The organism is Catenuloplanes nepalensis (assembly GCF_030811575.1).
GTDB lineage: Bacteria > Actinomycetota > Actinomycetes > Mycobacteriales > Micromonosporaceae > Catenuloplanes > Catenuloplanes nepalensis.
The window spans coordinates 7,239,223-7,263,779 of record NZ_JAUSRA010000001.1 but is presented as its reverse complement, the minus strand read 5'-3'; the positions used below and the strand labels follow the sequence as shown (position 1 = coordinate 7,263,779).

Here is a 24,557-nt window from a genome sequence, read left to right as displayed (position 1 = left end):
GAAAATGATCTAAGTCTTTGAGGTTCTTCAGTCCTTGATGGAGCAGATCACGCCGCCGGCCGTGACCGTGCCGCCCACCGTGGCTGCCAGATCCGTGATCGTGCCGGATTTGTGCGCGTTGAGCGGCTGTTCCATCTTCATCGCCTCCAGCACCACGATCAGGTCGCCCTCCGCGACCGCGTCGCCCTCCGCGACCGCGATCTTGACGATCGTGCCCTGCATCGGCGAGGCCAGCGCGTCGCCACCCGCGACGGCCCCGGTGCTCCGGCCGCCACGACGCGCTGCGGTCCGCTCGGTTACCCGGGCCGGACCGGTGCCGAAGCCGGCAGGACCGGTGCCGAAGCCGGCCGGGAGGCTGACCTCCAGCCGCTTGCCGCCGACCTCGACCACCAGCGTCTCGCGCTCGCCGACGGCCGGGCCGGGCGCACCGCCGGTGAAGGCCGGGACCTCGCCCGCCCACTCGGTCTCGATCCAGCGGGTGTGCACGCCGAACGGCTCGGCGGTGAACGCGGGGTCGCGGACGATCAGGCGGTGGAACGGCAGCGCGGTGGCCATGCCGTCGACGGTCATCTCGTCGAGCGCGCGGCGGGCCCGCTCCAGCGCCTCGGTCCGCGTCTCACCGACGATGATCACCTTGGCGAGCAGCGAGTCGAACGCGCCGCCGACCACGCTGCCGCTCTCGATGCCCGCGTCGACGCGGACGCCGGGGCCGGCCGGCAGCACCAGCGAGGTGACCGTGCCGGGCGCGGGCAGGAAGCCGCGGCCGGGATCCTCGCCGTTGATCCGGAACTCGATCGCGTGCCCGCGCGGCACCGGATCCGCGTCGAAGCGCAGCTTCTCGCCGGCCGCGATCCGGAACTGCTCGCGGACCAGGTCGATGCCGGAGGTCTCCTCGGTCACCGGGTGCTCGACCTGCAGCCGCGTGTTGACCTCCAGGAACGAGATGGTCCCGTCCCGGCCGACGAGGTATTCGACCGTGCCGGCGCCGTGATAGCCGGCCTCCCGGCAGATCGCCTTCGCCGAGGAGTGGATCTGCGCGCGCTGCCCCTCGGTGAGGAACGGCGCGGGCGCCTCCTCGACCAGCTTCTGGTGGCGGCGCTGCAGCGAGCAGTCCCGGGTGCCGACCACGATCACGGTGCCGTGCGTGTCCGCGAGCACCTGCGCCTCGACGTGCCGCGGCTGGTCCAGGTATCGCTCGACGAAACACTCGCCACGGCCGAACGCGGCCACCGCCTCGCGGGTCGCGGACTCGAACAGCGCCGGGATCTCCTCGCGGGTCCGCGCGACCTTGAGCCCGCGCCCGCCGCCGCCGAACGCCGCCTTGATCGCGACCGGCAGCCCGTGCTCGTCCGCGAACGCGATCACCTCGTCCGGCCCGGCGACCGGCTCGGACGTGCCCGGCACCAGCGGCGCGCCGGCCCGCTGCGCGATGTGCCGCGCGGTCACCTTGTCGCCCAGGTCGCGGATCGCCGCCGGCGTGGGCCCGATCCAGGTCAGACCCGCGTCCAGCACCGCCTGCGCGAACTCCGCGTTCTCGGAGAGAAAGCCATAACCGGGGTGTACGGCGTCCGCGCCGGACTGTGCGGCGCGCTCCAGCAGTTTGCCGATGTGCAGGTAGGTCTCCGCGGGCGTGTCACCGCCGAGCGCGTAGGCCTCGTCCGCCAGCCGCGCGTGCGGCGCGTCCCGGTCGGAGTCCGCGTAGACCGCCACGCTGGCCAGCCCCGCGTCACGGCAGGCACGGACGACCCGGACGGCGATCTCGCCCCGGTTGGCGATGAGCACTCTGCGCACGGCACGCTCCTGGGGCTCTCGGGTTTCCGGGGTCGTCCCCCGGAGTCGGCACAGCCGGCGACAAGTTACTGATCGGAAGTTTAGTGGCCGGTCAACTAGTCAAACTTGTTTATTACGCTTCATGGCGTGTCTACCACTCGTCTCATGATTCTCGGTCTCGTGCGCTGGACCCAGCCGGTGCACGGGTACGACGTCCGCCGGGAGCTGCTCAGCTGGAGCGCCGACAAGTGGGCGAACGTGCAGCCCGGCTCGATCTACCACGCGCTCCGCAAGCTCACCGAGGACGGCATGCTCCGCGAGGTGACGACGGAGCAGGTCGGCGCGCGCCCGGCCCGCACCACCTATGAGCTCACGCCGAAGGGCGAGGACGAGTTCCAGAACCTGCTGCGTGGCGCCTGGTGGAACCTGGAGGGCTCGGTCGACCCGTTCTTCGCCGCGTTCTCGCTGCTCCCGGCGCTGCCCAGGGAGGAGGCCGCTGCCGCGCTGCGCAACCGGGCCCGGCTGCTGCGGGCGAACAACGAGAGCCTCCAGGCCGCGATGGAGTCCGGCTGGATGAGCGCGACCTCGGGCAAGCCGCCGCACGTGGCCTGGATGTGGCAACTGCAGATGGCCCGCGCCGAGGGCGAGATCGCCTGGTGCGAGCGGGTGGCGGCGCTCGTCGAGAGCGGCGAGTCGTATCTGCCCGCGTCCACGTCCTGGCCGGAGGGATGGCAGGGCTACGCGGATCAGGTTGAGTAATAATCAAGCTTGATTAGCCACGTTATATCGCGTTAGCCTGAGCGCGCCCGCCGGGCGTGCGCTCATGTCGATGCAACTGGGGGAGTTGAGCGGGGAAATGATCGAGACCAAAGGGCTGCGGAAGTCGTTCCGCAGCCGACGGGGAACGGTCGACGCCGTGCGCGGCGTCGACCTCCACGTGCGGGCCGGTGAGATCTACGGCTTCCTCGGGCCGAACGGGGCCGGCAAGACCACCACGCTGCGGATGCTCGCCACGCTGATCACGCCGGACGGCGGCGCGGCCACGATCGCCGGCGCCGACCTGCTCCGCGCGCCGGGCGAGGTCCGCCGCCGGATCGGCTACGTCGCTCAGGGCGGCAGCACCAACGACGGCAGTGTCGCGCGCCAGGAGCTGGTGCTGCAGTCCCGGTTCTACGGCGTGAGCAAGGCCGAGTCCCGGCGCCGCGCCGACGCCGCGGTCGCCGCGTTCCAGCTCACCGAGTTCGCCGACCGGCCCTGCGGGACGTATTCCGGGGGTCAGCGCCGCCGCGTCGACATCGCGCTCGGCGTCATCCACCAGCCGCAGGTGGTGTTCCTGGACGAGCCGACCACCGGGCTCGACCCGCAGAGCCGCGTGCACATGTGGGATGAGATCCGCCGGCTTCGCGACGCCGGCATGACCGTCTTCGTGACCACGCACTACCTCGACGAGGCCGACGCGCTCTGCGACCGGATCTCCATCATGGACCACGGCACGCTGGTCGCCGAGGGCACACCCGCGGAGCTCAAGCGCGAGATCGCCGGCGACGTGGTCACGGTCGCGGTGAACGGGTCCGCCACCGAGGCGGCGAAGCTGCTGGACGGCGCGCCGTTCGTGACGAGCCTGGAGCAGACCGGCGACGGCCTGCGGCTCTACGTCGACGCGGGTGGCACCGCCATCCCGCAGATCATGCGCGTGCTCGACGGCGCCGGCATCGCGCTCGCCACGATCGAGCTGCACCGGCCCAGCCTCGACGACGTGTTCCTGGAGAAGACCGGCCGATCGCTGCGGGAGAGCTGACCATGAAATTTCTCCGGGACATCTGGCTCGTCTTCCAGAACCAGCTGCGCCTGCTGCTGCGCCAGCCGGTCTGGATCTTCATCAACCTGTTCCAGCCGCTCATGTTCCTGCTGCTGTTCGCGCCGCTGCTCAAACCCGCGCTGTCGGCCGGCGGCACGATCAGCGACGCCGAGGTCTACCGCACGTTCGTGCCCGGCCTGCTCGTCATGCTCGCCATCTTCGGCGGGCTCTTCCAGGGCTTCGGCCTGATCTCCGAGCTGCGCGCCGGCGTGATCGAGCGATCCCGGGTCACGCCGGTCAGCCGCACCGCGCTGCTGCTCGGCCGGTCCTTGCAGGACGTGGTCAGCCTGCTGGTCCAGGCTGTGATCATCACGCTGCTGGCGCTGCCGTTCGGCCTCCGGGTGGCGATCGGCGACCTGCTCCTGGCATACCTGATGCTCGCGCTGATCGCGCTGATGACGTCCGCGCTCTCCTACGGCGTCGCACTGCTGCTGAAGAGCGAGGACGCGTTGGCCCCGGTGATGAACACGGTCTCCCAGCCGCTGCTGCTGCTCTCCGGCATCCTGCTGCCGCTCACGTTCGCGCCGGTCTGGCTGCAGCGCGTCGCCGACTGGAACCCGTTCTCCTGGGCCGTCGACGGCACCCGCGCGCTCTTCGCCGGCGACCCCGGCGCGCCCGAGGTCTGGCAGGGGCTCACCATCACGCTCGTGCTGGCCGTCCTCGCCACGGCCTGGGCGGCGAGAATGTTCGCCCGCAGCATCCGCTGACCGTTCTACCGTGGACCGGTGCATCGTGACCGGGCGACATGGCTGATCTACGTCCAACTCGGACTGTGGGGTTACTTCCTCTACGGCTTCGGGCCGGTCGTGCCGCTGCTCCGCGACGAGCAGGCCACCAGCGCCGCGGTGGCCGGGCTGCACAGCACCGCGCTCGCGGTCGGCGGCCTGCTCAGCGGCGCGCTCTACCTGCCGCTCGCCCGGCGCCTCGGCCGGGCGCGCACCATGTGGTGCGCGCTCGGCGGCGTCGCGGCCGCCACGGCTCTGCTGATCGCGTTCCGCCCGCTGCCGGTCACGCTCACGGCCACGGTGCTGGCCTCCGTGTGCGGCTGGACCGTGGTGAGCTGCGCGGTCACCTCCCTCACCGCACGCCACGGCCCGCTCGCCCCCACCGCGATCACCGAGGCGAACGCGGCAGCGGTCGGCTTCGGCGTGCTCTCGCCGCTGCTGATCGGGCTCGGGATGCGCCTCTGGGAGACGTGGCGGCCCGGGCTGGGCGTGGTGATCGCGCTGATCACGATCCTTGCCACCACATCGGCGGTACGACGGCGGAAGCCCCTCACCCCACGGGGGCCGCTCGCCTCGGCTGGTTCGCCGGCCTCGGCGGGTTCTCCCGCCTCGGCGGGTTCTCCCGCCTCGGCGGGGCCTCCGGCCTCACCGGGGGCGCCTGCCTCGGCGGGGTCTGCGGCCCCGCCGGACTCGCCCGCCTCGGCCGTGTCTCCGGTCCCTGCGGGCTCGCCGGCGCTCGCGCCACCGGGAGACCGGCAGGCTGCCGGTCCCATAGGCGGAGCTGGGCCGGGGCGGTCGCTTCCCCGGTCGTACTGGCTGGCCTGGTCATTGCTCTGTGTCACCGGGTCGATCGAGGTGTGCCTGTCGCTCTGGGCCGCGGACGTCCTCCGCGACCACGCCGGCATGTCGCCCGGTGGTGCCTCCGCCACCGTCGCCGCGATCGTCGGCGGCATGCTGGCCGGGCGCCTCGCCGGCAGCCGGATCGCGCCGCGCGTCCCGCCGGTCCTGCTCCTGCTCGCCGCGCTCGGCGTCTCCGCCACCGGCTTCGTGCTGTTCTGGACGCCGCCGGTCGGCTGGCTCGCCGCGACCGGCCTGATCGTGCTCGGCTTCGGCAACGCGATGCACTACCCGCTCACCATCTCGCTGGCCATGGCCACCGCACCCGGCCAGGCCGACCTGGCCGCGTCCACCGCCAACTACACCGCGGTGATCGGCTTCGGCGCGGCGCCACTGCTGCTCGGCGCGCTCTCCGACCGAATCGGCCCGCACCCTGCGTTCCTGCTGCTGCCCGCGCTGATCCTCACGGCCGCACTGATCACCCTCCGCCTCCACCGCTCACTGTCCCAACAGGCTGCCTGATTCAGTCCCCTTTGCTCTGCTTACCGGGTTGCGTGCTGGGCCGCTTTGCTCTGCTTACCGGGTTGCGTGCCGGATCGCTTTGCTCTGCTTACCGCGTGACGCGGCTTGCCGCTCTGCTCTGCTTACCGGATTGCGGGGGTTGCCGCTCTGCTCTGCTTACCAAGGGTGCGGCCAGGGCGGATGCGCGGGCGAAGATCAGAGTTGAGCACGGTAAGCAGAGCAAAGGCGGGTGCGGAACACGTCGGCGGAACCGGCCGGGTCAGCGGCGGCGGGCCAGGGTGATGCCGTCCGCCAGGGGCAGGATGATCGCGTCGACCCGGTCGTCGTCGGCCACGATCTCGTTGAAGCGCACGATCGCGCGGTCCGCGTCGTTGCGCGGGGCCAGCACGTGGCCGGCGCGGAGCACGTTGTCGATGATCAGCAGGCCGCCCGGGTTCATCCGCGGCACCAGCTCCGCCCAGTAGTCCGGGTAGCCGACCTTGTCCGCGTCGATGAAGACCAGGTCGATGTGCGGCTCCGCGGGCAACTCGCGCAGGCCGTCCGCGGCCGGCCCGATCCGCAGCTCGATCTTCGTGTCCACGCCCGCGCGCGCCCAGTACCGGCGCGCCACCGACGTGTACTCCTCCGAGATGTCGAAGCAGGTCAGCCGCCCGCCCTCGGACAGCCCGCGGGCGATCGCCAGCGACGACAGCCCGGTGAACGTGCCCACCTCGACCGCCGTGCGCACGCCCGCCAGCCTGGTCAGCAGCGTCAGCAGGCCCGCCTGCTCCGGCGACACCTGCATGTCCGACTCCCTCGGACTCAGCGCCGCGTGCGTCTCGGCGATCAGCTCGCGGGTGACGTCGTCCAAGGGCATGCCATGAGCCAGCGCGTACGCGTACAACTCCGGCGAATGCGGCAGCGTCTTGAAATCCATGCCGCTCACGCTATGGGGTCAGTCGGCGGTCCAGAAGTCCGTGATGGAATGCCCGAGCTCCGCGACGAGCCGGCGCAGCAGCGGCAACGACAGCCCCACCACGGTCCCGTGGTCGCCCTCGATCCGCTCCACGAACGCGCCACCCAGCCCGTCGATCGTGAAAGAGCCGGCGACGTGCAGCGGCTCCCCCGTACCCACATAGGCCTTGATCTCGTCATCGGACACGTCCGCGAAGTGCACGACCGTCGCCGCGACCCCCTCGGCCACCCGCCCGCCGCCCACGTCGACCAGGCTGTGACCGGTGTAGAGCGTCCCGCTCCTCCCGCGCATCGCCTGCCAGCGCCGCACCGCGTCGTCCGCGTCCGCCGGCTTGCCCAGGATCTCCCCGTCGAACGCCAGCACCGAGTCGCACCCCAGCACCAGCGTCGCCGGCCCGGTCCCCGGCAGCGTCGCCGCCTCCGACTGGCGCACCCGCTCGGCCACCGCCGCGGCCTTCAACCGCGCCAGAATCTGGCACAACGTGTCCGCGCTGACCGCCTCCACCGCCGACTCGTCCACCCCGCTGACGATCACGTCCACATCGATCCCCGCGGACTTCAGGAGGGTACGGCGGGCCGGGCTCGCCGAGCCCAGAATCAGACGCGGCCGGTTCGAGATCTGCACGATCGCCCACGCTACCGGTAGCCACGCCGACCCACCTCAACCGGGCGCGTCACGCATAAATCGGGCAAAAGTTAAACTCGGCCGTAACGGCGAGGAATCCGGCCCGCAAGATTTCCTCCATACCGTCCTTGACTCGGGAGGGGGCTGAGCCGCCACCACCCACCGGTCTCCCGCCGGGCGCCTGGTTCAGGTCCCATCGAGCAACGCTTCTCGATCGCCCCGCACATGGCCGCGGTAGCCGTTCGGGGCCGCATCGCCGCGTCCCCGAACGCAGCCGCCCCTCCCGGCGCCGCTGCACCGGCCGCCTTTGCCGAGCGGCCTGCTCACGGACCCGATGCTTTCAGCTCACCCGCCTCGCGGTCCGACGAACGTCAACCCCGCATCGCTGCTCGCCAGTTTATGTCCCGCCAGGCCAACCTCCGCGTCGGAGCTCGCCCACCTTGAGGCTTATTCAGCGCCGTCCTCGTCAGACTGCGCGGCCTGTGGCAACGCGGTGCCGGTTCGCTGCGCTGAACAAGCCTCGGTGTATCGGGCGCCTCACGTCCGATATTTCGGTTTATTGGTGGCGTGAGCATTGTTGGTGGCGTCGAGGGCGCCTTCGGCGGGCCTCGGGATCCGGGGTGGCTCCGGGGAGAGGGCGTGGGTTCCGGCGGGGGTGGGCGTTCGTCGGCTCGGCTGACTTCTCGTGGGTGGTATGGGCTGGTTTCGTGTGCCTGGCGGTCTGCGTTGGACGCACGGTCGGAAGATCACCACCGACCTCACGGGCAAGAAGTCGATCACGCGTCGCGCCGCCTGTTGAAGGGTGTGGCACCGAGGCCTCGGCGATCGCAAGGCACCGGGCGCCTCGCGCTCGACATGTCGGCATTCGGCATCCGCTTAGAGAGTGCTCCTGGCGTCGATGCTGAAAGGCCAGGGCGTCCCGGGCGGGGAGCGTCCCTCACCCGGCGCTGGAAGGTCAACAGTGCTTCCCGGCTGCGAGATTGATCGCGCGAAACGACTAGTGATACATGGCGCACCGTATGAGGCCCTCATACGGTGCGCCATGTATCACTAGTCGGATGCGAGGGCGACCGCCGGTGTATTTACGGCGATATTTCGGGCGTCGCGCCCGCAGCCCGCTCGGCATTTCCACATTCTGGCGGCAATTTCCCGTCATACGGAAGATCGGCCGGCTATCGGAACCGATCTTCCACGATGCGGGATCGATCTCGGCGCCAGAAGCAGCCGGTAAGGCGACGCGCGGGGTGAGCCGCCATGATCTCCGGGGGCGCGAGGTTGCTTTCGACCTTCTCGGATGTAGCCGACGTTCGAGGAAACGATCACTTGCGCTGAGGGTTATTCAGCGCGCTGCGCCCCGACGGCGCTGGCCTGCGGCAGCGCGGCGTGAGGTCGCCGCGCTGAATAAGCCACGCCGTTGAGCCTCATTTCTTCAGAATGGCTGCTGAAATAATCCTCCTTGTCGGCCTTCTTGCCCCGTGTTGACTTACCCGAAATTTCACCTTATGTCGGTCTGCTACGGTGTGTAACGGTGGCTACGTATACGTCAGTCACCTTATGAGGCCTCATAAGGTGACTGACGTATACGTAGCCAGTGGATTTAGCTTCGATCCGCGATGATCGTCTCCATCAGCCCTGTTCGCACGGCATAAACGAGCCATAGTGGACACCAGTCGAAGTCGTCGAAGGGGCACCCGGCGCGCCGGAGGTATCCGGACGTCCTGGCTTTCACTCTGACTGAATGGCGATGCGGCAGTATCCTGCGACTGCTGCTCTTGCAGGCCCGATCGACTCCGCCCGGGCATGGTTGTCAACTCGCGTTACCGCTGTTCTTACTCGGACTCGCCCACGCCGTCTTTGCGATGCCTGCGCCGGTAGATCAGCAATGCGATCACAAGGGCGACGCCCAGCAGACTCGCGATCCCCGCCATCACTATGACGGCAACCTGCCCCGTAGTATCCGCCTCAGGCGTCGGTGCAGCCTGCGGTCCTTCTTCACTGCTGGGAACCGGTCCCGCCGAAGCCCCCAGCGGCGGCACATCCGCAGTCAACGCCGCCACCGGATCCACAATCCCGAACCCGTACTCCGGATCCCGCCCCGGCGCCCCCTTATCCACAGCCGTAGCCGTCATCCGATGCACCACTTCAACCGCCGACAACTCCGGATACCGACTCCACACAAGCGCCGCCACCCCCGAAACAATCGCCGCTGACCCCGACGTCCCCGTCCCCGATTGACCGTTAGTGCCAAACTCACCCAGCAACTTAACCCCAGGTGCGGTTAGAGAAAGTGTGTCGCCTGTCACTGAAACGGCTGCGACACTGCCCTTCTCGTCTGTAGCACCTACTGCAACGACGCCGTCAATGTATGCAGGGAATCCGACTATGGTTTGCTGTGGTCTATTTCCAGAGCTCGCAATAACGATGACGTTTTTGGATATCGCGTCATTGACGGCGCTTCTTAGGTCACTGCTGGGGCCGCCGGTCGTTGAGATGTTAATTATTCTGGCGCCATGGGTTACGGCCCACCGAATGCCTTTTGTCGTGGCGTCTGTTGATCCGTTTCCGGATTCGTCTAGAACTTTAACGGGAAGGATTTTGGACTCTGGAGCTACTCCTATCTGATTGCCGCTCTCTCCGGAGGCGGCGATCAGCCCAGAAATTGCCGTGCCATGGCCAAACTTGTCGATGCCCGGTGACTTGTCGCCACTAATGAATGAAACGCCAGGCAATAGAGCCTGACGGAGGCTTGGATCCGGACTGACTCCTGAATCGATGACAGCAATGGTGACTCCGGCGCCCCGCGAGATTCTATGGGACTTGGGAATGTTGAGGTATTCGATGTGCCACTGCTCTTCATTGGTGACGGTCATGTGCGTCGAAAGAAGTATGATGAGAGCCGAAAATATTGCGTCTCGCGTAAACTTGCTGATCATGGATCTAGGCCAATCGCCGGACCGGGATCCACGCTCCCTGGCGGGGCGTCCGAGGTGATTATTGGATCAACGCCGGTGCTCGAATTCCACACGTTATCTGAATCTTTGTGAGGCGCTGATGAATCGGAAAGCTGTCGACTCGATCCGATCGGTGGAATGAGAGGGAATGTGCTATTTGCTCCGCCGGGTGGATGCTTTGTTGACGCATTATTCGTCGTTTGTGTACGCCTTGGAACTGCAGATGGCGGGAAGCCGATGATGTGGCCGCCGCCATTGCTGACCGGATTCCCAATATTCTTTCCCGCTGGAGCCCATCCCGGTATGCCGATTGTTCCAGGGGGCGCATTTGCGGAAATGTGTTGGCTGTCCTGTGCAGGGTTTGTTTGTGAGCTGCTGGAGACAGGCGCGCGTTGGAGGGGTGATGTATGGCTAAGAATCGGTCCAGTGGAAATCGTACTTGATCCTGGCTTGCCTTTTTGGGTGGTTAGATCACTGTCGAATTGTGACTGTGGAGCCTGTTGGAGGGGCAAGACCGTCGGTATTGAGGGTGGTGCGAGACCCTGGTCGGACTGTGTGAAGACTGGAGTCCGAATCTGATATTTCGGGGCGATTTGGAGGGTGGCGGTTGCCTCGATGAGTTCTTGGCTGGCGCGGTACATCACCGAGCGCGCCATTCCCGTCAGCTCTGCTTGTCTCCCCCTCGTGTCCGGTGCTGCTGTGAAGGCTGCGGCGGCGGCGCGACCGCCGGAGGCGGACACCATCTCTTGCCGCGAGGTTTCCGACGTGGCGTTCGCGGAGTACTCCTCGGCGATTGGGCGCAGTGCGGTCTGGGCTTCGGAGACGATGTTCAGGGCGGCTGTGTAAGCCGCGTAGTTGGCGATGCTGGCGTCGAGGGTTGCCTGGGCGTTGGCGATGTCGGTGTCGAAGCGGGCCAGGTAGACGGCGGCGGCGGGGCTTCGGGTGGGGTTCCAGGCGAGGGCCAGGTTGTCGCGGTAGGCGCGCATCCGCGATACATGTTCCGACAGCAGCTCCGTGGTGCGGTGCCAGCCGGACAGATGGGCGGCGTATGCGTCAGGGCTGTGGTGGGCGACCGTCGACCACATGAACGGTACGTCCGTGCTGTGCCATGGAGTTCCAGTCCAGTCTTCGCGTCCGGTATCGAGCGCCATGGCTATCGCACCGCCTCTGTCGAGTCGGCGCCGGAGGCTTCTAGGGCTTCCCGGACGTCCGCGGCCTGGGCTGCGGAGAAGGCGTCGGCGTCGGCGTAGCGGTTGCTGATTTCGGCGGCGGCGTTGCCGAGGTTGGTGTAGCCCTGGATGTACCAGTAGACGTTGTCGGTGGCGGCGTTCATCGCCTCCCGGTGTGAGGTCAGGAAGTGCAGGTGTTCGGTGAACGCCTCGGCCGGCTGCGGATGCTCCGACTCCATGTCGGCGATCACGCGGGAGGCGTGGGGTAGGTAGTTGTCCTGGATCTCGGCGATCAGGCCGTGGGCGAACTGGGACATCGCCTCGATGTCCGCCTCGATCCGGCCGTAGTCGCGCAGCCAGGCCGGTCCCATGTCCTCGTCGGGTATGGCCACAACGCCTCCAAGCGCCACCGGAGCCCGCTACGGATCGAGGCTAACCAATCCCGGCTCCCCGTTGGGGGCACCGCGGCGCACGCAAGGCGAATTGTCCGGAGGATGCGATTTCTCACATGGGATGGTTACTCGTGTGTTACCGAGGCAGTGCGGAGCGTCGCCATGCCGGTGCGTACGCGGGTCGCGCGGAGATCGCCCACGCGGATCGCGGCGAGGGGGCGGTGGACGGCGCCTCCCGTGTCAGCGCACGCAGTGCGCCCACCAGTGCGGCCAGTTCCTCGGGCGAGGGCGTACCGCGGAGGATCCGGAGATCTGGGGCACGGGCGCCGGAGTGCATTAGGCCAGACTAAGGCCAGAACGCTTGATAACAAACTGATGTGTGTCTCCCTCGACGTGGGTCAATTGGTGTGATGAGGGCGGGTGCGGGTACGTTCCTCTGGATGTCTGCCCCCGAACTGATCGCGAACCGATACCGGCTGCTCCGGCCGCTCGGCCAGGGGGGCATGGGCCGGGTCTGGCTGGCCCGTGACGAAGTGCTGCACCGGGACGTCGCGATCAAGGAGCTCGTCCCGCCGCCCGGGCTGACCGTGGACGAGCGGCGCGAGATGCGGGAACGGTCGCTGCGCGAGGCGCGCGCCATCGCCCGGCTGAACAACATCAACGTGGTCCGGGTCTTCGACGTGCTCCGCACGGACGGCGACCCGTGGATCGTCATGGAATACGTCGCTTCGCGCTCGTTGCAGGACATCCTGGCCGATGTCGGGCCGGTCCCGCCGGCGCGCGGCATCGAGATAGGGCTCGGGATGCTCAACGCGCTCCGGGCCGCGCACCGCGCCGGGGTCGTGCACCGCGACGTCAAGCCGGGCAACGTGCTGATCGGCGAGGACGGCCGGGTCGTGCTCACCGACTTCGGCCTGGCCACCGTGCCCGGCGATCCGAACGTGACCCGCACCGGCCTGGTCCTGGGCTCCCCGGCGTACATCGCGCCGGAGCGTGCCCGGGACGGCACGGCCGGCCCGCAGGCCGACCTGTGGTCGCTCGGCGCCACGCTCTACGCCGCGGTGGAGGGCCAGTCGCCGTACGCGCGGCCGTCCGCGATCGGCACGCTCGCGGCGCTGGCCACCGAGCCGCCGCCGACCGCGCGCAACGCGGGGCCGCTGCGCCCGGTGCTGGCCGGCCTGCTGCGCAAGGACCCGACGGAGCGGCTCTCGGCCGAGGAGGCCGAGCGGATGCTGATGCGCGCCGCCGGCCGGAAGTCGCGCGCGCCGCTGAACCTGTGGCAGACGCCACGCCGCGGCCCGGGCGGCACCCGGGTCGGCGGGGACACGCAGTCCTCGCCCGCGGTGCCGGCGCCGCGGCCGCCGATGACCACCGGGCAGCGGTCCTCGATCGCGCCGGCGACCGGCTCGCACCCGCCGATCTTCTCCAAGGGCCGCGCGGCCGCCGCGGAGACCAAGCCGCCGCTGGACGCCACCCGGGTGGACGGCGCGCCGGTCGGCGACGCCACCACGCGCATCCCGGACCGGGACGCGACCACCCGGATCGACCCGCGGAAGCTCGCGAGGACGGACGCGCCGCCGGCCGACACCACCACCCGGATCACCGGCGGGCACCTGCTCGGCGGCCGGGACGCGACCGCGCGCATCGACCTTCCGAAACGGCCGCAAGCTGGGGAAACGTCGCATCCGGTCACCCCGGGTGCCGGCGCGCCGGGCCGCGGTCCACAATCAGATGTGTCGTCGGCGTCCGCGCCGGACCAGACCACCGTCGTGCCGCCCGTCCCGGGCGCCGGCGTTTCGAGGCCGGGCGTAACCAAGCCGGGCTCCGCCGAGCCGGACGCGGCTGACCCGGGTGCAGCCGGAGTCGCCGCGTCCGGTTCGGCCACCGCCCCGGCTGTCAGGAACAACCCCCGGACCGATCCACTGGGTACGGGTGCCAGCGGCGCGTTCCCGGTGATCAGCGGCTTCGGCGGGCGCACGGCCGGCCCGGCGTTCGGCACGGATCGCCTCACCGGCACCTCGACCACCCCACAGACCTTCGCGGGTACGCCAGCGGGCACGACCGGCACGAGTAGCACGACGAGCACGAGCGGCACGACGGGCCAGAGCGGCACGACGGGCCAGAGCGGCGCCGCGGGCACGAGCGGCACGGGCACGAGCGGCGCCGCGGGCACGAGCGGCACGGGCACGAGCGGCGGCATGGGCACGAGCGGCGGCACGGGCACGAGCGGCGGCACGGGCACGAGCGGCGGCACGGGCACGAGCGGCGGGGCGGGCACGAGCGGCACCGGCACGGCGGGCGCGAGCGGCACGACGGGCGCGAGCGGCGCGACCAGCCCCGAGCCGACCACGGCCGGCGACTCACCGGAGAACACCGGCCCGGACGCCAGCGGCGCCACCGACACCACGGGCACCGCGGAGGCCGAGCCGGACACCCTGGCCGACTCCACCGGCGCGACGCCGGACATCACGGCCGAAGCCACCGGCGCGGCCGGGCAGGACGCCGCCGACGCCGGTTCGGCCGCCACGGCGCAGGCCGCGGACGGCGACACCGCCGAGACGGCCACGGACGAAACCGCCGCGGAAACGGGCCCAGCGACCCCGGCCACGGACAGGACCCCGGCCACGGACAAGGTCCCGGCTGTGGCCGCGAACCCCGCCGGCGACGCGACGATCAGCGTCACCGGGGCCGTGGCCGCCGAGAGCGACGCAGGCGCGGCCGAGGACACCGACGGCACGACCGTCATCCGGTCCGGCAGCACCGACGCCACCAGCGTGATCCGGCCGGCCTCCGGGGCGGTTGCTCCCGCCCGTACCCCCGCCGCGGTTGAGGGTTCGTCCGCGGACGGTGACTGGGCGGCGGCCGCGTGGGCGCGCACGAACCCGGACGCCACCGAGGTGGTGCCGCGGCCGGCCGCGAACCAGGCCGCGAAGACCGGCCGCCCGGGCAGGACCGACGGGAAGAAGGCGGCGCTGGGTGCGCCGCTGGCCAGGTTCGCCCGGTCCGCGCCGCGCGACGACTACGACGACCGGACCCAGGTGGTCGCGCCGGCCCGCAGCGGCGGGTACGACTACGACGAGCGGCCGAAGGCGAGCGGGCTGTCCAGGCTCGCGGCCGACCCGCGTTCCTGGGTCGTGATCGTGCTGATCGTGGCGGTCGTGGTCGCGCTGATCCTGGTGGTGCCGAGGCTGATGGCCGGCGACGACCCGAACGCGGCGCCCGCGCCGACCGGCACCCCGTCCGCCGAGACCAGCCGCTCGCCGTCGCCGCGCCCGACCCGCTCGGTCGGCCCCGGCGTGGCGCCGCTGAACATGCCGGACGGCTGGCACATGTACGACAATCCGAACGGCTGGTCCGCGCCGGTGCCGGACGACTGGACCGTGATCGACACCGGTACGCACGTGGAGTTCCGCGAGCCCTACGGGCAGGGTGGCCGGCTGATGCTGATCACCATGATCCAGAGCCCGGACCAGGACACGAAGCGTGCGGTCGAGGCGGCGGAGCAGTCCCGGCGGGGCGAGTGGCCGGAGTACACCCGGTTGAAGATGGAGAACGTCGACTACTTCGACTCGGCGACGGACTGGGAATTCGCGTACGGGCCGGCCGGCAACTACCGGAACCGGGTGCTGATCCGCAACTTCGTCACCACGGAGGACCGGGGCTACCAGATCTACTGGGGTACGCCGGACAACTCCTGGAACGAGAACCGCAAGCACCTCGACGTCGTGATGGCGCTCTTCAAGCCGGACAAGGACTGACACTTCTCTCTTCGGTGCATGCGTAGATCTGCCACCTGGCGGGTATCCATCCGGCACGGAGAGAGGAGGACGACGTGAGCTACTACAAGCGGCACTGCACAAGGACCGCGGTCGCGATGTGGACGATCGCCGCCACTGTTCTGACGGTGGCGAGTGCGAGCACCGCGTTGCTGATCGCGCTCTCGGCGGTCGTCATCGTTTCCGTGGCCGCGGTTGGGTCATGGTTTCTGCTGCACCGAGCGGTGCCGCAGCGGGTGCGGCAGGCCGCACCCGTGGGAGCGCCGGTCCGGGTTCCCGCCGGCGCACGTCGTCAGGCCTGAGACACCGAAACGGCGACAGCCGGACGATGCCGTCCGCTGTCGCCGTTCGTCGTGTGCCGGTCAGAGCAGGCTGATGTCCAGGTCGAGGTCGAGGTCCAGGTCGATCTCCAGGTCCAGGTCCAGGTCCAGGTCCAGGTCGGCGTCGAGGTCGTTCGACAAGCCGTCGTCGTCCCAGTCATGGTCGCCGTCGCTGCCGCCGCTGTTGTCGCCGTCGTTGTCGTTGTCGTCGCTGTCGACGTCCAGCGCGTCCGCGACCGCGTCGACGTTGTCCTCGCTGCACTCGTAGTCGTGCGCCGCCAGCCACTTGAGGATCAGCCACTTGAGCTTGGCCTCGGCCGCGTCCTCGTCGCCGCTGGACTGGGAGTGGCCGCCGCCCTTCGAGTGCCCGTCACCGTGCGAGCCGTGGGCGGACGCGGCGCCTGCGGTGCCCAGTGCCATGCCGGTGAAGAGCGCGGAGCCGGCGGCGAGCACGGCCAGACGGCGAAGCTTGGTGTTACGCATGATGTCGTTCCCCCGTGGGTGTCTGTTGAGTGGGAGCGCCCGAGGCGCCCGCCCACGCCGACTATGCCCCCTTTGCCGGGATCATTGAGGAGAACGAAGGACATTCGGCGGGTACGTGAGAGGTCCGCGCTTCCTGCACGGGGGATTCCGGGCATCCTGGGCTAGGCTCGCGAGCTGTGTCGATCGACAGCCTGACTGACCTGCGGGACCAGCTCCTCGGTGCGCAACCGGACCCGCCGCTCCTGCTCGTCCTGATCACGGCGCTGCTCGCGCTGGCCGTGGTGTTCGTGCGCGTGACCTGGCGGGTGGGCCGCAACGCGATCACGATCGCGCACGAGGGCGGGCATGCGCTCGCCGCCGTGCTCACCGGCCGCCGGCTGACCGGCATCAAGCTGCACTCGGACACGTCCGGGCTGACCCTCTCGGCCGGCCGCCCGACCGGGCCGGGCATGACGTTCACGCTGCTGGCCGGCTATGTGGCGCCGTCGCTGATCGGCCTGCTCGGCGCCTGGCTGCTCGGCGGCAACCGGATCACGCTGCTGCTGTGGATCACGGTGGCCGCGCTGCTGGCGATGCTGATCATGATCCGCAACGTCTACGGGATCGTCTCGATCCTGGTCACCGGCGCGATCGTGTTCGGCGTCTCGTGGTACACCGGGCCCGAGGTGCAGGCCGCGTTCGCGTACACCGGCGTGTGGTTCCTGCTGATCGGCGGCGTCCGCCCGGTCTTCGAACTGCAGTCGATGCGCAGCTGGGGCCGCATGCCGCAGTCGGACGCGGACCAGCTCGCCGGCATCACCCGCGTCCCGGCGATCTTCTGGGTCGGCGTGTTCCTGGCCGTGAACCTGGTCGCGCTGGTCGCCGGCGTGCTGCTGCTCGCCGGCGCGTACCTCCCGGAACTCCCGGCCCTAACCTCGCTCTCTTCGTGATCGAGGCGTCATTCAAGTCGTTCTAACGACTTCAATGACGCCCCGATCTCCAGCGGGGGTTTCGGCCGTGCGGGGTGAGAGCCGAAGGTTCTTCTAGAGCGGGATGTTGCCGTGCTTCTTCGGCGGCAGCGTCTCGCGTTTCGTGCGGAGCGCGCGCAGGCCGCGGATCAGGTGCCCGCGCGTCTCCGACGGCCTGATCACCGCGTCCACGTAGCCGCGCTCGGCCGCGGTGTACGGGTTCGCCAGCGTGTCCTCGTAGTCGGCGACCAGCTCCGCGCGCAGCGCCGCCGGATCGCCCGCCGCGGCCAGCTCCGCCCGGTAGAGGATGTTCACCGCGCCCTGCGCGCCCATCACCGCGATCTGCGCGGTCGGCCACGCCAGGTTCAGGTCCGCGCCCAGGTGCTTCGAGCCCATCACGTCGTAGGCGCCGCCGTACGCCTTGCGGGTGATCACGGTCAGCTTCGGCACGGTCGCCTCGGCGTACGCGTACAGCAGCTTCGCGCCGCGCCGGATGATGCCGTTCCACTCCTGGCCGGTGCCGGGCAGGAAACCCGGCACGTCCACCAGCGTCAGCACCGGCAGGTTGAACGCGTCGCAGGTGCGCACGAACCGGGCCGCCTTCTCCGACGCCGCGATGTCCAGGCAGCCCGCGAGGTGCGTGGGCTGATTCGCCACCACGCCGACCGGCCGGCCCTCCACCCGGCCGAACCCGACCACGATGTTCCGCGCGTAGAGCGGCTGCACCTCCAGGAAGTCGTCGACCAGGCGCTCGATCACGGTGCGCATGTCGTACGGCTGGTTCGCCGAATCCGGGATCAGCGTGTCCAGGTCGTCGTCCGGGCTCAGGTCCGCCTCGGCCTCGAAGACGGGCGGGTCGTCCAGGTTGTTCGACGGCAGGTAGGACAGCAGCGCCCGCACGTACTCGATCGCGTCCTCCTCGCCTGCGGCGAGATAGTGCGCGTTGCCGCTCGTCGTGTTGTGCGTGCGGGCCCCGCCCAGCTCCTCCATGCCGACGTCCTCGCCGGTCACCGTCTTGATCACGTCCGGCCCGGTGATGAACATGTGCGACGTCCCGTCCACCATCACGGTGAAGTCGGTGACCGCGGGGGAGTAGACCGCGCCGCCCGCGCACGGGCCCATCACCAGCGAGATCTGCGGGATCACGCCGGACGCGCGCACGTTCTTGAAGAAGATCTCGCCGTACAGGCCCAGGCTGACCACGCCCTCCTGGATGCGCGCGCCGCCGGAGTCGTTGATCCCGATCACCGGGCAGCCGGTCTTCATCGCCAGGTCCATCACCTTGACGATCTTCTCGCCGAAGACCTCGCCCAGCGAGCCGCCGAAGACCGTGAAATCCTGCGCGAACACGCACACCTGCCGGCCGTCGATCGTGCCGTAGCCGGTGACCACCCCATCCCCGTACGGCCGGTTGCGCTCCTGCCCGAAGTTCGTCGAACGGTGCCGGGCCAGCGCGTCCAGCTCGACGAAGGAACCCTCGTCGAGCAGCATCGCGATGCGCTCCCGGGCCGTCCTCTTGCCGCGCGCGTGCTGCTTCTCGACCGCGCGCGCCGAGCCCGCGTGCACGGCCTCGTCGACGCGGCGATCCAGGTCGGCCAGCCGGCCCGCGGTGGTGTGCGGATTGACGTCGGTATCGGTCACACCACGGATCGTATGACCAATGTCCGTACCGCGTGGCATGCGCTTTCGCTCAATCGTTCGGGGGCGTACCGCCGACATTGCCCGTTTCGTTACAAGTGGCGTGACGATAGGGACCCCGCGGTGACGCACTACGGCGTCGCCCTCATCGCCGGCGGCCTGGCCGCACTCATCGCACTCGTCGCGCTCAGCCTCGTGCTGCGCGCCGCGTCCCGCGCCGCCGCCCGTCGCCGCGAAGGGCCCGACGACTCGCTCAGCGACGACGAGCGCATCGAGCAGGCCCGCCGCGCCGCGCAGATCCCGGCGCGCGAACTGCCGCACCTGGCCGCCGCCGAGGCCGCCCGCCGCGCGAACACCCCGGCCCGCCGATCCCGTGGCAAGGTCGTCCACCCCCGCGCCGAACAACGGCGCCGCATCACCGCACCGACCATGCTCATCCCGGTGGTCTCCGAACTCACCCAGCTCCTCCCGGCCATCGGACGCCGCCCGCACGGACGGCACACGGCCGCACGGCCGCGCACCAGCAAACCCAGAGACCCGCAGCGGTACGACGAGACGCCGCCGCCCGCGACCCCGGAGCCCCCGCTGACGAACGCCCCGGATTTCGAGCCCGCCACCGGATCCGTCGACGGCCGTTGGGACGCGCGTGCGGCGCGCTCCTACCCGGACGCCGAGACGTACGGTCCGGGTTCCTACGCGGCCGCCGGGTACGGCACCGGCACGCCGGGCGCGTCCGGCCTGCGACCGGGTGCACCGGCCGGCGGTTCCCGCCCCGCTCCGTCCCGTCCGTCTCCCGCGGCATCCGGCAAGCCCGCCACGGCGGATTCGCCGGGCGCGGCGGCCGGGGTCCGGTCCGGGGCGCCGCAGGGCCAGGGCGGCATGGCCGGCGGCGCCGATGCGGTCGCCCGGCCGGCGCGACCGCGGCCCACGCCACGACCGGCACCGGACGCGGCGACGCTGTCCTACTGGCCGGACGCGGCGGGGCCGGCCGACGCGGGCGAGGACTCCGGTGCCTTCGCGGCCGTGCCTCCGGGGCCCGGTGCGAGCGGGACCGGTCAGGAGCGTTACGAGGAGCCGCGCGGGTACGAGACCTCCGGTGGTTACGGGAAGCCGGCCGGTCACCAGACGCCGGGCGGTTACGCGGCGTCCAGCGGTTACGAGGCTGCCGGGGATTATGCGGCTTCCGGCGGCCGTGAGGCTTTCGGTGGTCGTGAGGCTTTCGGTGGTCGTGCGGTGCCGGGCGGTCACGACGCGTCCGGCGGGTATGTGGTGCCAGGGGGTCAGGAGACGCCGGGTGCGGGGCGGCCGGAGGGGCACGGCACGCGACCGGGTTGGCCTGCGGGCACGCCGGAGCCGGTCTACGCCGACGGATACGGCGACGCGCGTTATCGGCAGGGCGCCGCGGCAGGCGAGCGGTACGACGCCCGGCCGCCCTCGGACGGCTACGACGAGGGTCGTGCCGCCCGGGCGGACACCGCGGACCGTCTCGACGACTACGGCCACCGTGGGAAGGACTACGGCGCCGCGCGCGCGGGGCGCGGAGCGCCGGTTCAGGGCGGCGCCTACGACGGCTCGCACGACGACGGCTACCGCGTCGCCTCCGGTGGGGGAAGCTACCGTCCCGACACCGACGCGGGGGCCGATCGTGACGGGTATCGGGCCGGGGCGGCATACCGGGAGACGGACGCGGGTGCGGGCTCGGCCGGTGCGGCGCATCAAAACGTGGCGGGCCCGGCCGGCCACGGCCATGCTGCTGGTGACGCTGCCTCGCGTGGCGACTACGACGGCGTCCCGCGTGGCGACTATGACGGCGTCCCGCGTGGCGACTACGACGGCGCCTCGCGTGGCGAGCGCCCCGGTGCGGGATCGATCCGTGCGGCCGGCTCAGGTGTGAGTGGCTACAGCGCGGGCGGCTTCGGAGCCGACGGGTTCGGCGGAGGTGACCCCGGCGCGACCGGCTTCGGCACGGACCGTTCGCGGGCGAACGGCGCCGGTGGAGACGATTCCGAGGTGACCGTCGGCTTCGGCGGCGTGGGTGGCCGCAGCGGGCGGGACGGCTTCGGCGGCGGCGGTGCCGCGTCCGGCGCCGAGGCCGGTCAACCGGTGGGCGACCGGCGGCACGATACCTACGGTGCCGGATTCGCGGACGCGGCGACCGTGGTGCAGACGCCGGCCTTCCCGGCTGGCTGGGACACGCCGGAACACCGATCCGGGGGCGGCGGGCGCCGGGCCGCGGGCGGGTTCGACGCCGCCGTGGACCGCAACGACTTCGCGGGGAACACCCGCCTCCAGCGCGCGGCCGCGACGCGCGGCTCCTACTCCGGTCACGACGTCACCCCGGCCTGGGAGGCGAGCACCGAGCGGTCGCCGCGAGCGACCTCCGCCGTCATGGACCCGCAGGTCAACGACGATCCGAGGACCGGCCGCGGACAGGCCGGCGGCCGGATCCGGCGTGCCGGCCGGGACCTCGCCCAGGACCACGGCTTCACCACGCCCCGGGAGCCCTCCGCGACCGTCACGCCGCCCGCCCGCCGTGACGCGACGGCGGGCTGGGACTTCACCAACGCGCGGGAGGTCACCCCGCTCGCCCCATCGGCACCCGGCCCGGCCGCCGGTCGTGACCTGGCCACCGGCTGGAACACGGCGGCGGGGCGCGACATGGCCACCGGGCGCCAGATGACCGCGGCCGGCGATGTGAGCACGGGCCGCATGACGCCGGCCGGCCGGGATCTCGCGGCAAGCCGCGATGCGGCCCTCGGCCGCGACGCCGCCGTAGCCCGCGACGCGACCACCGTCCCGACGACAGCGGCCGGCCCGGACTCGGCGGCGAGCCGCGAGACGGCCGCGACCGGCCATGTGATCGCTGGCCGGGTGTCGTCGGGCTGGGACTCGGTGGTGGGTCGTGAGGCGGCGGCGACTGGCGACGTGGCCGCTGGCCGGGTGTCGTCGGGCTGGGACTCGGTGGCGAGCCGTGAGGCGGCGACCGGCGATGTTACCGCTGGCCGGGTGACGGCGGCGGGCCGCGAGGCGGTTGTGGCCGGTGGCGCAGCCGCCGGTCGGATGACGACGGGCCGTGACTCGGCAGCGGAGTGGGATCCTGCCGCGGATCGGGGTGCGGCGGCGGGTGGTGCTCCGGCCGCCGGCCGTGACCGCGTCCTGAGCCACGGTAATCCCGAGGCCCGCGACCGGGCGCCCGGCTCGGTCGCGTGGACCGGCGACGGAGGGCCGGTCGACGACCGGGACCTGATCGGCCGCCGGCCCGCCACGATGGGCGGCGCGGGCACGGCGCCGGGCGACGGCCGCGCCTCGCACGATCACGACATGCCGTGGAATGGCTCGGCCGACCCGGCCCGGCCCTTCGGCCGGACCGACTCCCGCGGCCGGGCCGAGTCCGACAGCCGGACCGTCTACGAGAGCCGGACCGGCTCCGGCGGCTGGTCCGCCTCCGAGGGCCGGACCGGCACCGCCTTCCGCACCGGCGCCGTGAACCGTGACCACCCCGGTCGCGGCCCTGTGCCGGGTCAGGCCGGTGTCCGCGACGGCGAGCCGTACCGGGCCCGGCCCGAGAGCCGGCCGGAGGCGTCCGGCGGCGCCCGTCCCGCGGAGCTCACCCCGGCCGGCCGTCGGCCGCCCGAGGCGCGCCCCGCGCCCCGGCGGGCCGACGCGGTCCCGCCGCCGGCCGACGCCACCGTCAGCGCGCCCAGCCGGGCCGGCCGCAAGGGCTTCGCGAACCTCGGCGACCTCGCCGAACTCGCGCGGATCGCCGCGATCGCCGAGCGGTCCGGCTCCCGCGACAGCCGCCCGCGTGATCTGCACACGCGGCAGAGCGTCTCGCTGAGCCTGCCGCGCCCGGCCGCAGCGGCCGTGGCCGGACAGTCGCCGGAGCCGGCGCCGAGCGCGCCCAGCCCGCGCTCGACCATCTACTCCAGTCGTCACGCGGCCGGCTGACCGCACACCGGCCGTCACGCGGCCGGCTGATGGCACACCGGCCGCCACCCGGCCGGCCGCACGCCAGTCGCCACCCGGCCGGCCGCACGCCAGTCGCCACCCGATCGGGGCCGCACACCGGCGGCCACCCAACTGGCGCACGTCAGGCACCGCCGGCCTGGCACAGGCGCACCGTCAACCCGACCGGTGCCAGGCCTTTCCTCGCACCTTTGCTCTGCTTACCAGCGGTGCGCCGCCGCATGGAGAGCGGCGCGAAGTGGGCGATCCGCTTCAATGTTGACCCCGGTAAGCAGAGCAAACCTCCCATGAGGACAGAGGGCGGTTTGCTCAACGTTGCCGCGGGTAAGGAGGGCGGAGTTCCGCGCGGACTGGGGCGGCTCGCTCAATGTTGTCGCGAGTAAGCAGAGCAGACTCCCGCGCAGACTGGCGGCGGTCTGCTCAACGTTGTCGGGGGTAAGCAGAGCGGACGCTCGCGCGGACCGGGGTGGCTCGCTCAACGTTTGTCGGGGGTAAGCAGAGCAAAGTCCTGCGTTGAGTGGGGGTGCTTTGCCCGGCTTTGTCGCGGTGGGTGGGCCCGGCCTCGTGGGATCGAGGCGGTCCGCTCGACGGTGTTGTGGGTCAGCGAAGCGGAGGGAGCCCGCGTGCGGGCGCTCGGCGATTCTGTGGCGGGGCGCCGTAGGCTGGGCGGATGTCGTTCGCAGCGGGCGGGAGCCCGTACTCGGATCTGGGCCGGCCGCCGCTGAACGAGCGGGCGCTGCGCCGCGCGCTGCTGACGCCGGGCGCGCTGTGGCGGCGGCTGGAGGTGCGGGCCGAGACCGGCTCGACGAACGCGGACGTGGCCGCCGCGGCCCGGGACGACGAGCCGGAGGGCCTGGTCGTGGTGGCAGAGCGCCAGGTCGCGGGACGGGGGCGGCTCGGGCGCAGCTGGGAGTCGCCGGCCCGGGCCGGGCTGTCGCTGAGCGTGCTGCTGCGGCCGGGTGCGCCGGACGAGGCGCGTGGCTGGGCCGCGGTGCCCATGACGGCGTACGGCTGGCTGCCGCTGCTCGCCGGTGTGGCGCTGCGCGAGAGCGTGCACCGGGTGACCGGCCTGGACGCCTCGCTCAAGTGGCCGAACGACCTGCTCGTCCCGGTCGGCGACGGCGAGGGGAAGACGGCCGGGATCCTGGCCGAGGGCGTGCCCGGCGCGGTGGTGATCGGCGTCGGGCTGAACGTGAGCCTGCGCGCGGACGAGTTGCCCGACCGGCCGGCCGGCCCGCCGGCCACGTCGCTGGTGCTGGCCGGTGCGCCGGACGCGGATCGGGAGCCGCTGCTCAAGGCGTTCCTGCGGAGCCTCGCGGACTGGTACGCGCGCTGGCGGGACACCGGCGGGGACGCGGAGGCGAGCGGGTTGCGGGCGGCCTACCGGGCCAGCTGCGGCACGATCGGCCGCACGGTGCGGGTGCTGCTGCCGGACGGCGCGGAGGTGTCCGGCTTCGTGACCGGTGTGGACGACGACGCGCGGCTGCTGGTGCGCACGCCCGCCGGCGACCGCCCGCTGGCCGCGGGGGACGTCGTTCACCTGCGCTGATCGGGGCGCACACCCGTACCCGCGAATGATGATCGTGACCCTGCGCCCGAGGTTTGGCACGCACGCGCTACGGTG

At 71.2% G+C, this 24,557-nt stretch carries 18 protein-coding genes and 1 pseudogene; 10 read left to right on the top strand and 9 right to left on the bottom strand.

Annotation, left to right across the window (positions count from 1 at the left end):
• Positions 1 to 27: 27 nt before the first annotated feature.
• The gene (locus J2S43_RS31250) at positions 28 to 1,791 is read right to left on the bottom strand and encodes an acetyl/propionyl/methylcrotonyl-CoA carboxylase subunit alpha (protein WP_306835153.1); all 1,764 of its coding nucleotides are present in this window, start codon (positions 1,789 to 1,791) and stop codon (positions 28 to 30) included.
• Between the two features lie 144 nt (positions 1,792 to 1,935).
• On the opposite strand from J2S43_RS31250, the gene J2S43_RS31245 reads away from it, so the two are divergent.
• From J2S43_RS31245 to J2S43_RS31230, 4 genes are all read left to right on the top strand, one after another.
• Entirely contained in the window at positions 1,936 to 2,529 is a 594-nt protein-coding gene (locus J2S43_RS31245) for a PadR family transcriptional regulator (protein ID WP_306835151.1), read from the top strand.
• A 97-nt stretch (positions 2,530 to 2,626) separates the two neighbouring features.
• The gene (locus J2S43_RS31240; protein WP_306835149.1) at positions 2,627 to 3,568 is read left to right on the top strand and encodes an ATP-binding cassette domain-containing protein; all 942 of its coding nucleotides are present in this window, start codon (positions 2,627 to 2,629) and stop codon (positions 3,566 to 3,568) included.
• A 2-nt stretch (positions 3,569 to 3,570) separates the two neighbouring features.
• Positions 3,571 to 4,335 carry an ABC transporter permease gene (locus J2S43_RS31235; protein ID WP_306835147.1) on the top strand — a complete coding sequence of 255 codons (765 nt, stop codon included), beginning with the start codon at positions 3,571 to 3,573 and terminating at the stop codon, positions 4,333 to 4,335.
• 18 nt (positions 4,336 to 4,353) lie between these two features.
• Complete coding sequence (locus tag J2S43_RS31230; RefSeq protein ID WP_306835146.1) at positions 4,354 to 5,712, top strand: MFS transporter; 1,359 nt, start codon at positions 4,354 to 4,356, stop codon at positions 5,710 to 5,712.
• Between the two features lie 259 nt (positions 5,713 to 5,971).
• Here the strand turns inward: J2S43_RS31230 and J2S43_RS31225 are convergent, their stop codons facing one another.
• The 6 genes from J2S43_RS31225 to J2S43_RS31200 form a co-directional block, all read right to left on the bottom strand.
• On the bottom strand, positions 5,972 to 6,628 hold the full coding sequence (locus J2S43_RS31225) for an O-methyltransferase (protein ID WP_306835145.1): 657 nt from the start codon (positions 6,626 to 6,628) through the stop codon (positions 5,972 to 5,974).
• Between the two features lie 18 nt (positions 6,629 to 6,646).
• The gene (locus J2S43_RS31220) at positions 6,647 to 7,291 is read right to left on the bottom strand and encodes a Maf family protein (RefSeq protein WP_306835144.1); all 645 of its coding nucleotides are present in this window, start codon (positions 7,289 to 7,291) and stop codon (positions 6,647 to 6,649) included.
• Between the two features lie 1,829 nt (positions 7,292 to 9,120).
• On the bottom strand, positions 9,121 to 10,224 hold the full coding sequence (locus J2S43_RS31215) for a S8 family serine peptidase (RefSeq protein WP_306835143.1): 1,104 nt from the start codon (positions 10,222 to 10,224) through the stop codon (positions 9,121 to 9,123).
• A complete protein-coding gene (locus tag J2S43_RS31210) occupies positions 10,221 to 11,393 on the bottom strand; it encodes a hypothetical protein (RefSeq protein ID WP_306835142.1) in 1,173 nt (390 codons plus the stop codon). Before J2S43_RS31210 ends, J2S43_RS31215 begins: the two co-directional genes overlap by 4 nt.
• Before the next feature lie 2 nt (positions 11,394 to 11,395).
• Complete coding sequence (locus J2S43_RS31205) at positions 11,396 to 11,803, bottom strand: hypothetical protein (protein ID WP_306835141.1); 408 nt, start codon at positions 11,801 to 11,803, stop codon at positions 11,396 to 11,398.
• A 136-nt stretch (positions 11,804 to 11,939) separates the two neighbouring features.
• Entirely contained in the window at positions 11,940 to 12,140 is a 201-nt protein-coding gene (locus J2S43_RS31200) for an acyl-CoA carboxylase subunit epsilon (RefSeq protein WP_306835140.1), read from the bottom strand.
• A 73-nt stretch (positions 12,141 to 12,213) separates the two neighbouring features.
• Here J2S43_RS31200 and J2S43_RS42310 point away from each other — a divergent pair.
• From J2S43_RS42310 to J2S43_RS31190, 3 genes and pseudogenes are all read left to right on the top strand, one after another.
• Positions 12,214 to 13,527, top strand: a pseudogene (locus J2S43_RS42310) (serine/threonine-protein kinase); the annotation flags it as partial.
• Between the two features lie 474 nt (positions 13,528 to 14,001).
• Entirely contained in the window at positions 14,002 to 15,561 is a 1,560-nt protein-coding gene (locus tag J2S43_RS42485; protein WP_503125044.1) for a serine/threonine kinase C-terminal domain-containing protein, read from the top strand.
• Between the two features lie 74 nt (positions 15,562 to 15,635).
• Positions 15,636 to 15,881 carry a hypothetical protein gene (locus J2S43_RS31190; protein ID WP_306835139.1) on the top strand — a complete coding sequence of 82 codons (246 nt, stop codon included), beginning with the start codon at positions 15,636 to 15,638 and terminating at the stop codon, positions 15,879 to 15,881.
• 60 nt (positions 15,882 to 15,941) lie between these two features.
• Here J2S43_RS31190 and J2S43_RS31185 read toward each other — a convergent pair whose 3' ends face one another.
• Positions 15,942 to 16,382: a hypothetical protein gene (locus J2S43_RS31185; RefSeq protein ID WP_306835138.1), complete on the bottom strand. Its 441-nt coding sequence runs from the start codon at positions 16,380 to 16,382 to the stop codon at positions 15,942 to 15,944.
• Between the two features lie 176 nt (positions 16,383 to 16,558).
• Here J2S43_RS31185 and J2S43_RS31180 point away from each other — a divergent pair, with 176 nt between their 5' ends.
• A complete protein-coding gene (locus J2S43_RS31180; protein ID WP_306835137.1) occupies positions 16,559 to 17,311 on the top strand; it encodes a M50 family metallopeptidase in 753 nt (250 codons plus the stop codon).
• Between the two features lie 93 nt (positions 17,312 to 17,404).
• Here J2S43_RS31180 and J2S43_RS31175 read toward each other — a convergent pair whose 3' ends face one another.
• On the bottom strand, positions 17,405 to 19,009 hold the full coding sequence (locus tag J2S43_RS31175) for an acyl-CoA carboxylase subunit beta (RefSeq protein ID WP_370881676.1): 1,605 nt from the start codon (positions 19,007 to 19,009) through the stop codon (positions 17,405 to 17,407).
• A gap of 81 nt (positions 19,010 to 19,090) precedes the next feature.
• Between J2S43_RS31175 and J2S43_RS31170 the strand changes: the two genes are divergently transcribed.
• Together J2S43_RS31170 and J2S43_RS31165 are read left to right on the top strand one after the other, a co-directional pair.
• Positions 19,091 to 22,915, top strand: coding sequence for a hypothetical protein (locus J2S43_RS31170; protein ID WP_306835135.1), 3,825 nt, complete (start codon positions 19,091 to 19,093; stop codon positions 22,913 to 22,915).
• A gap of 688 nt (positions 22,916 to 23,603) precedes the next feature.
• Complete coding sequence (locus J2S43_RS31165; protein WP_306835134.1) at positions 23,604 to 24,482, top strand: biotin--[acetyl-CoA-carboxylase] ligase; 879 nt, start codon at positions 23,604 to 23,606, stop codon at positions 24,480 to 24,482.
• Positions 24,483 to 24,557 lie beyond the last annotated feature (75 nt).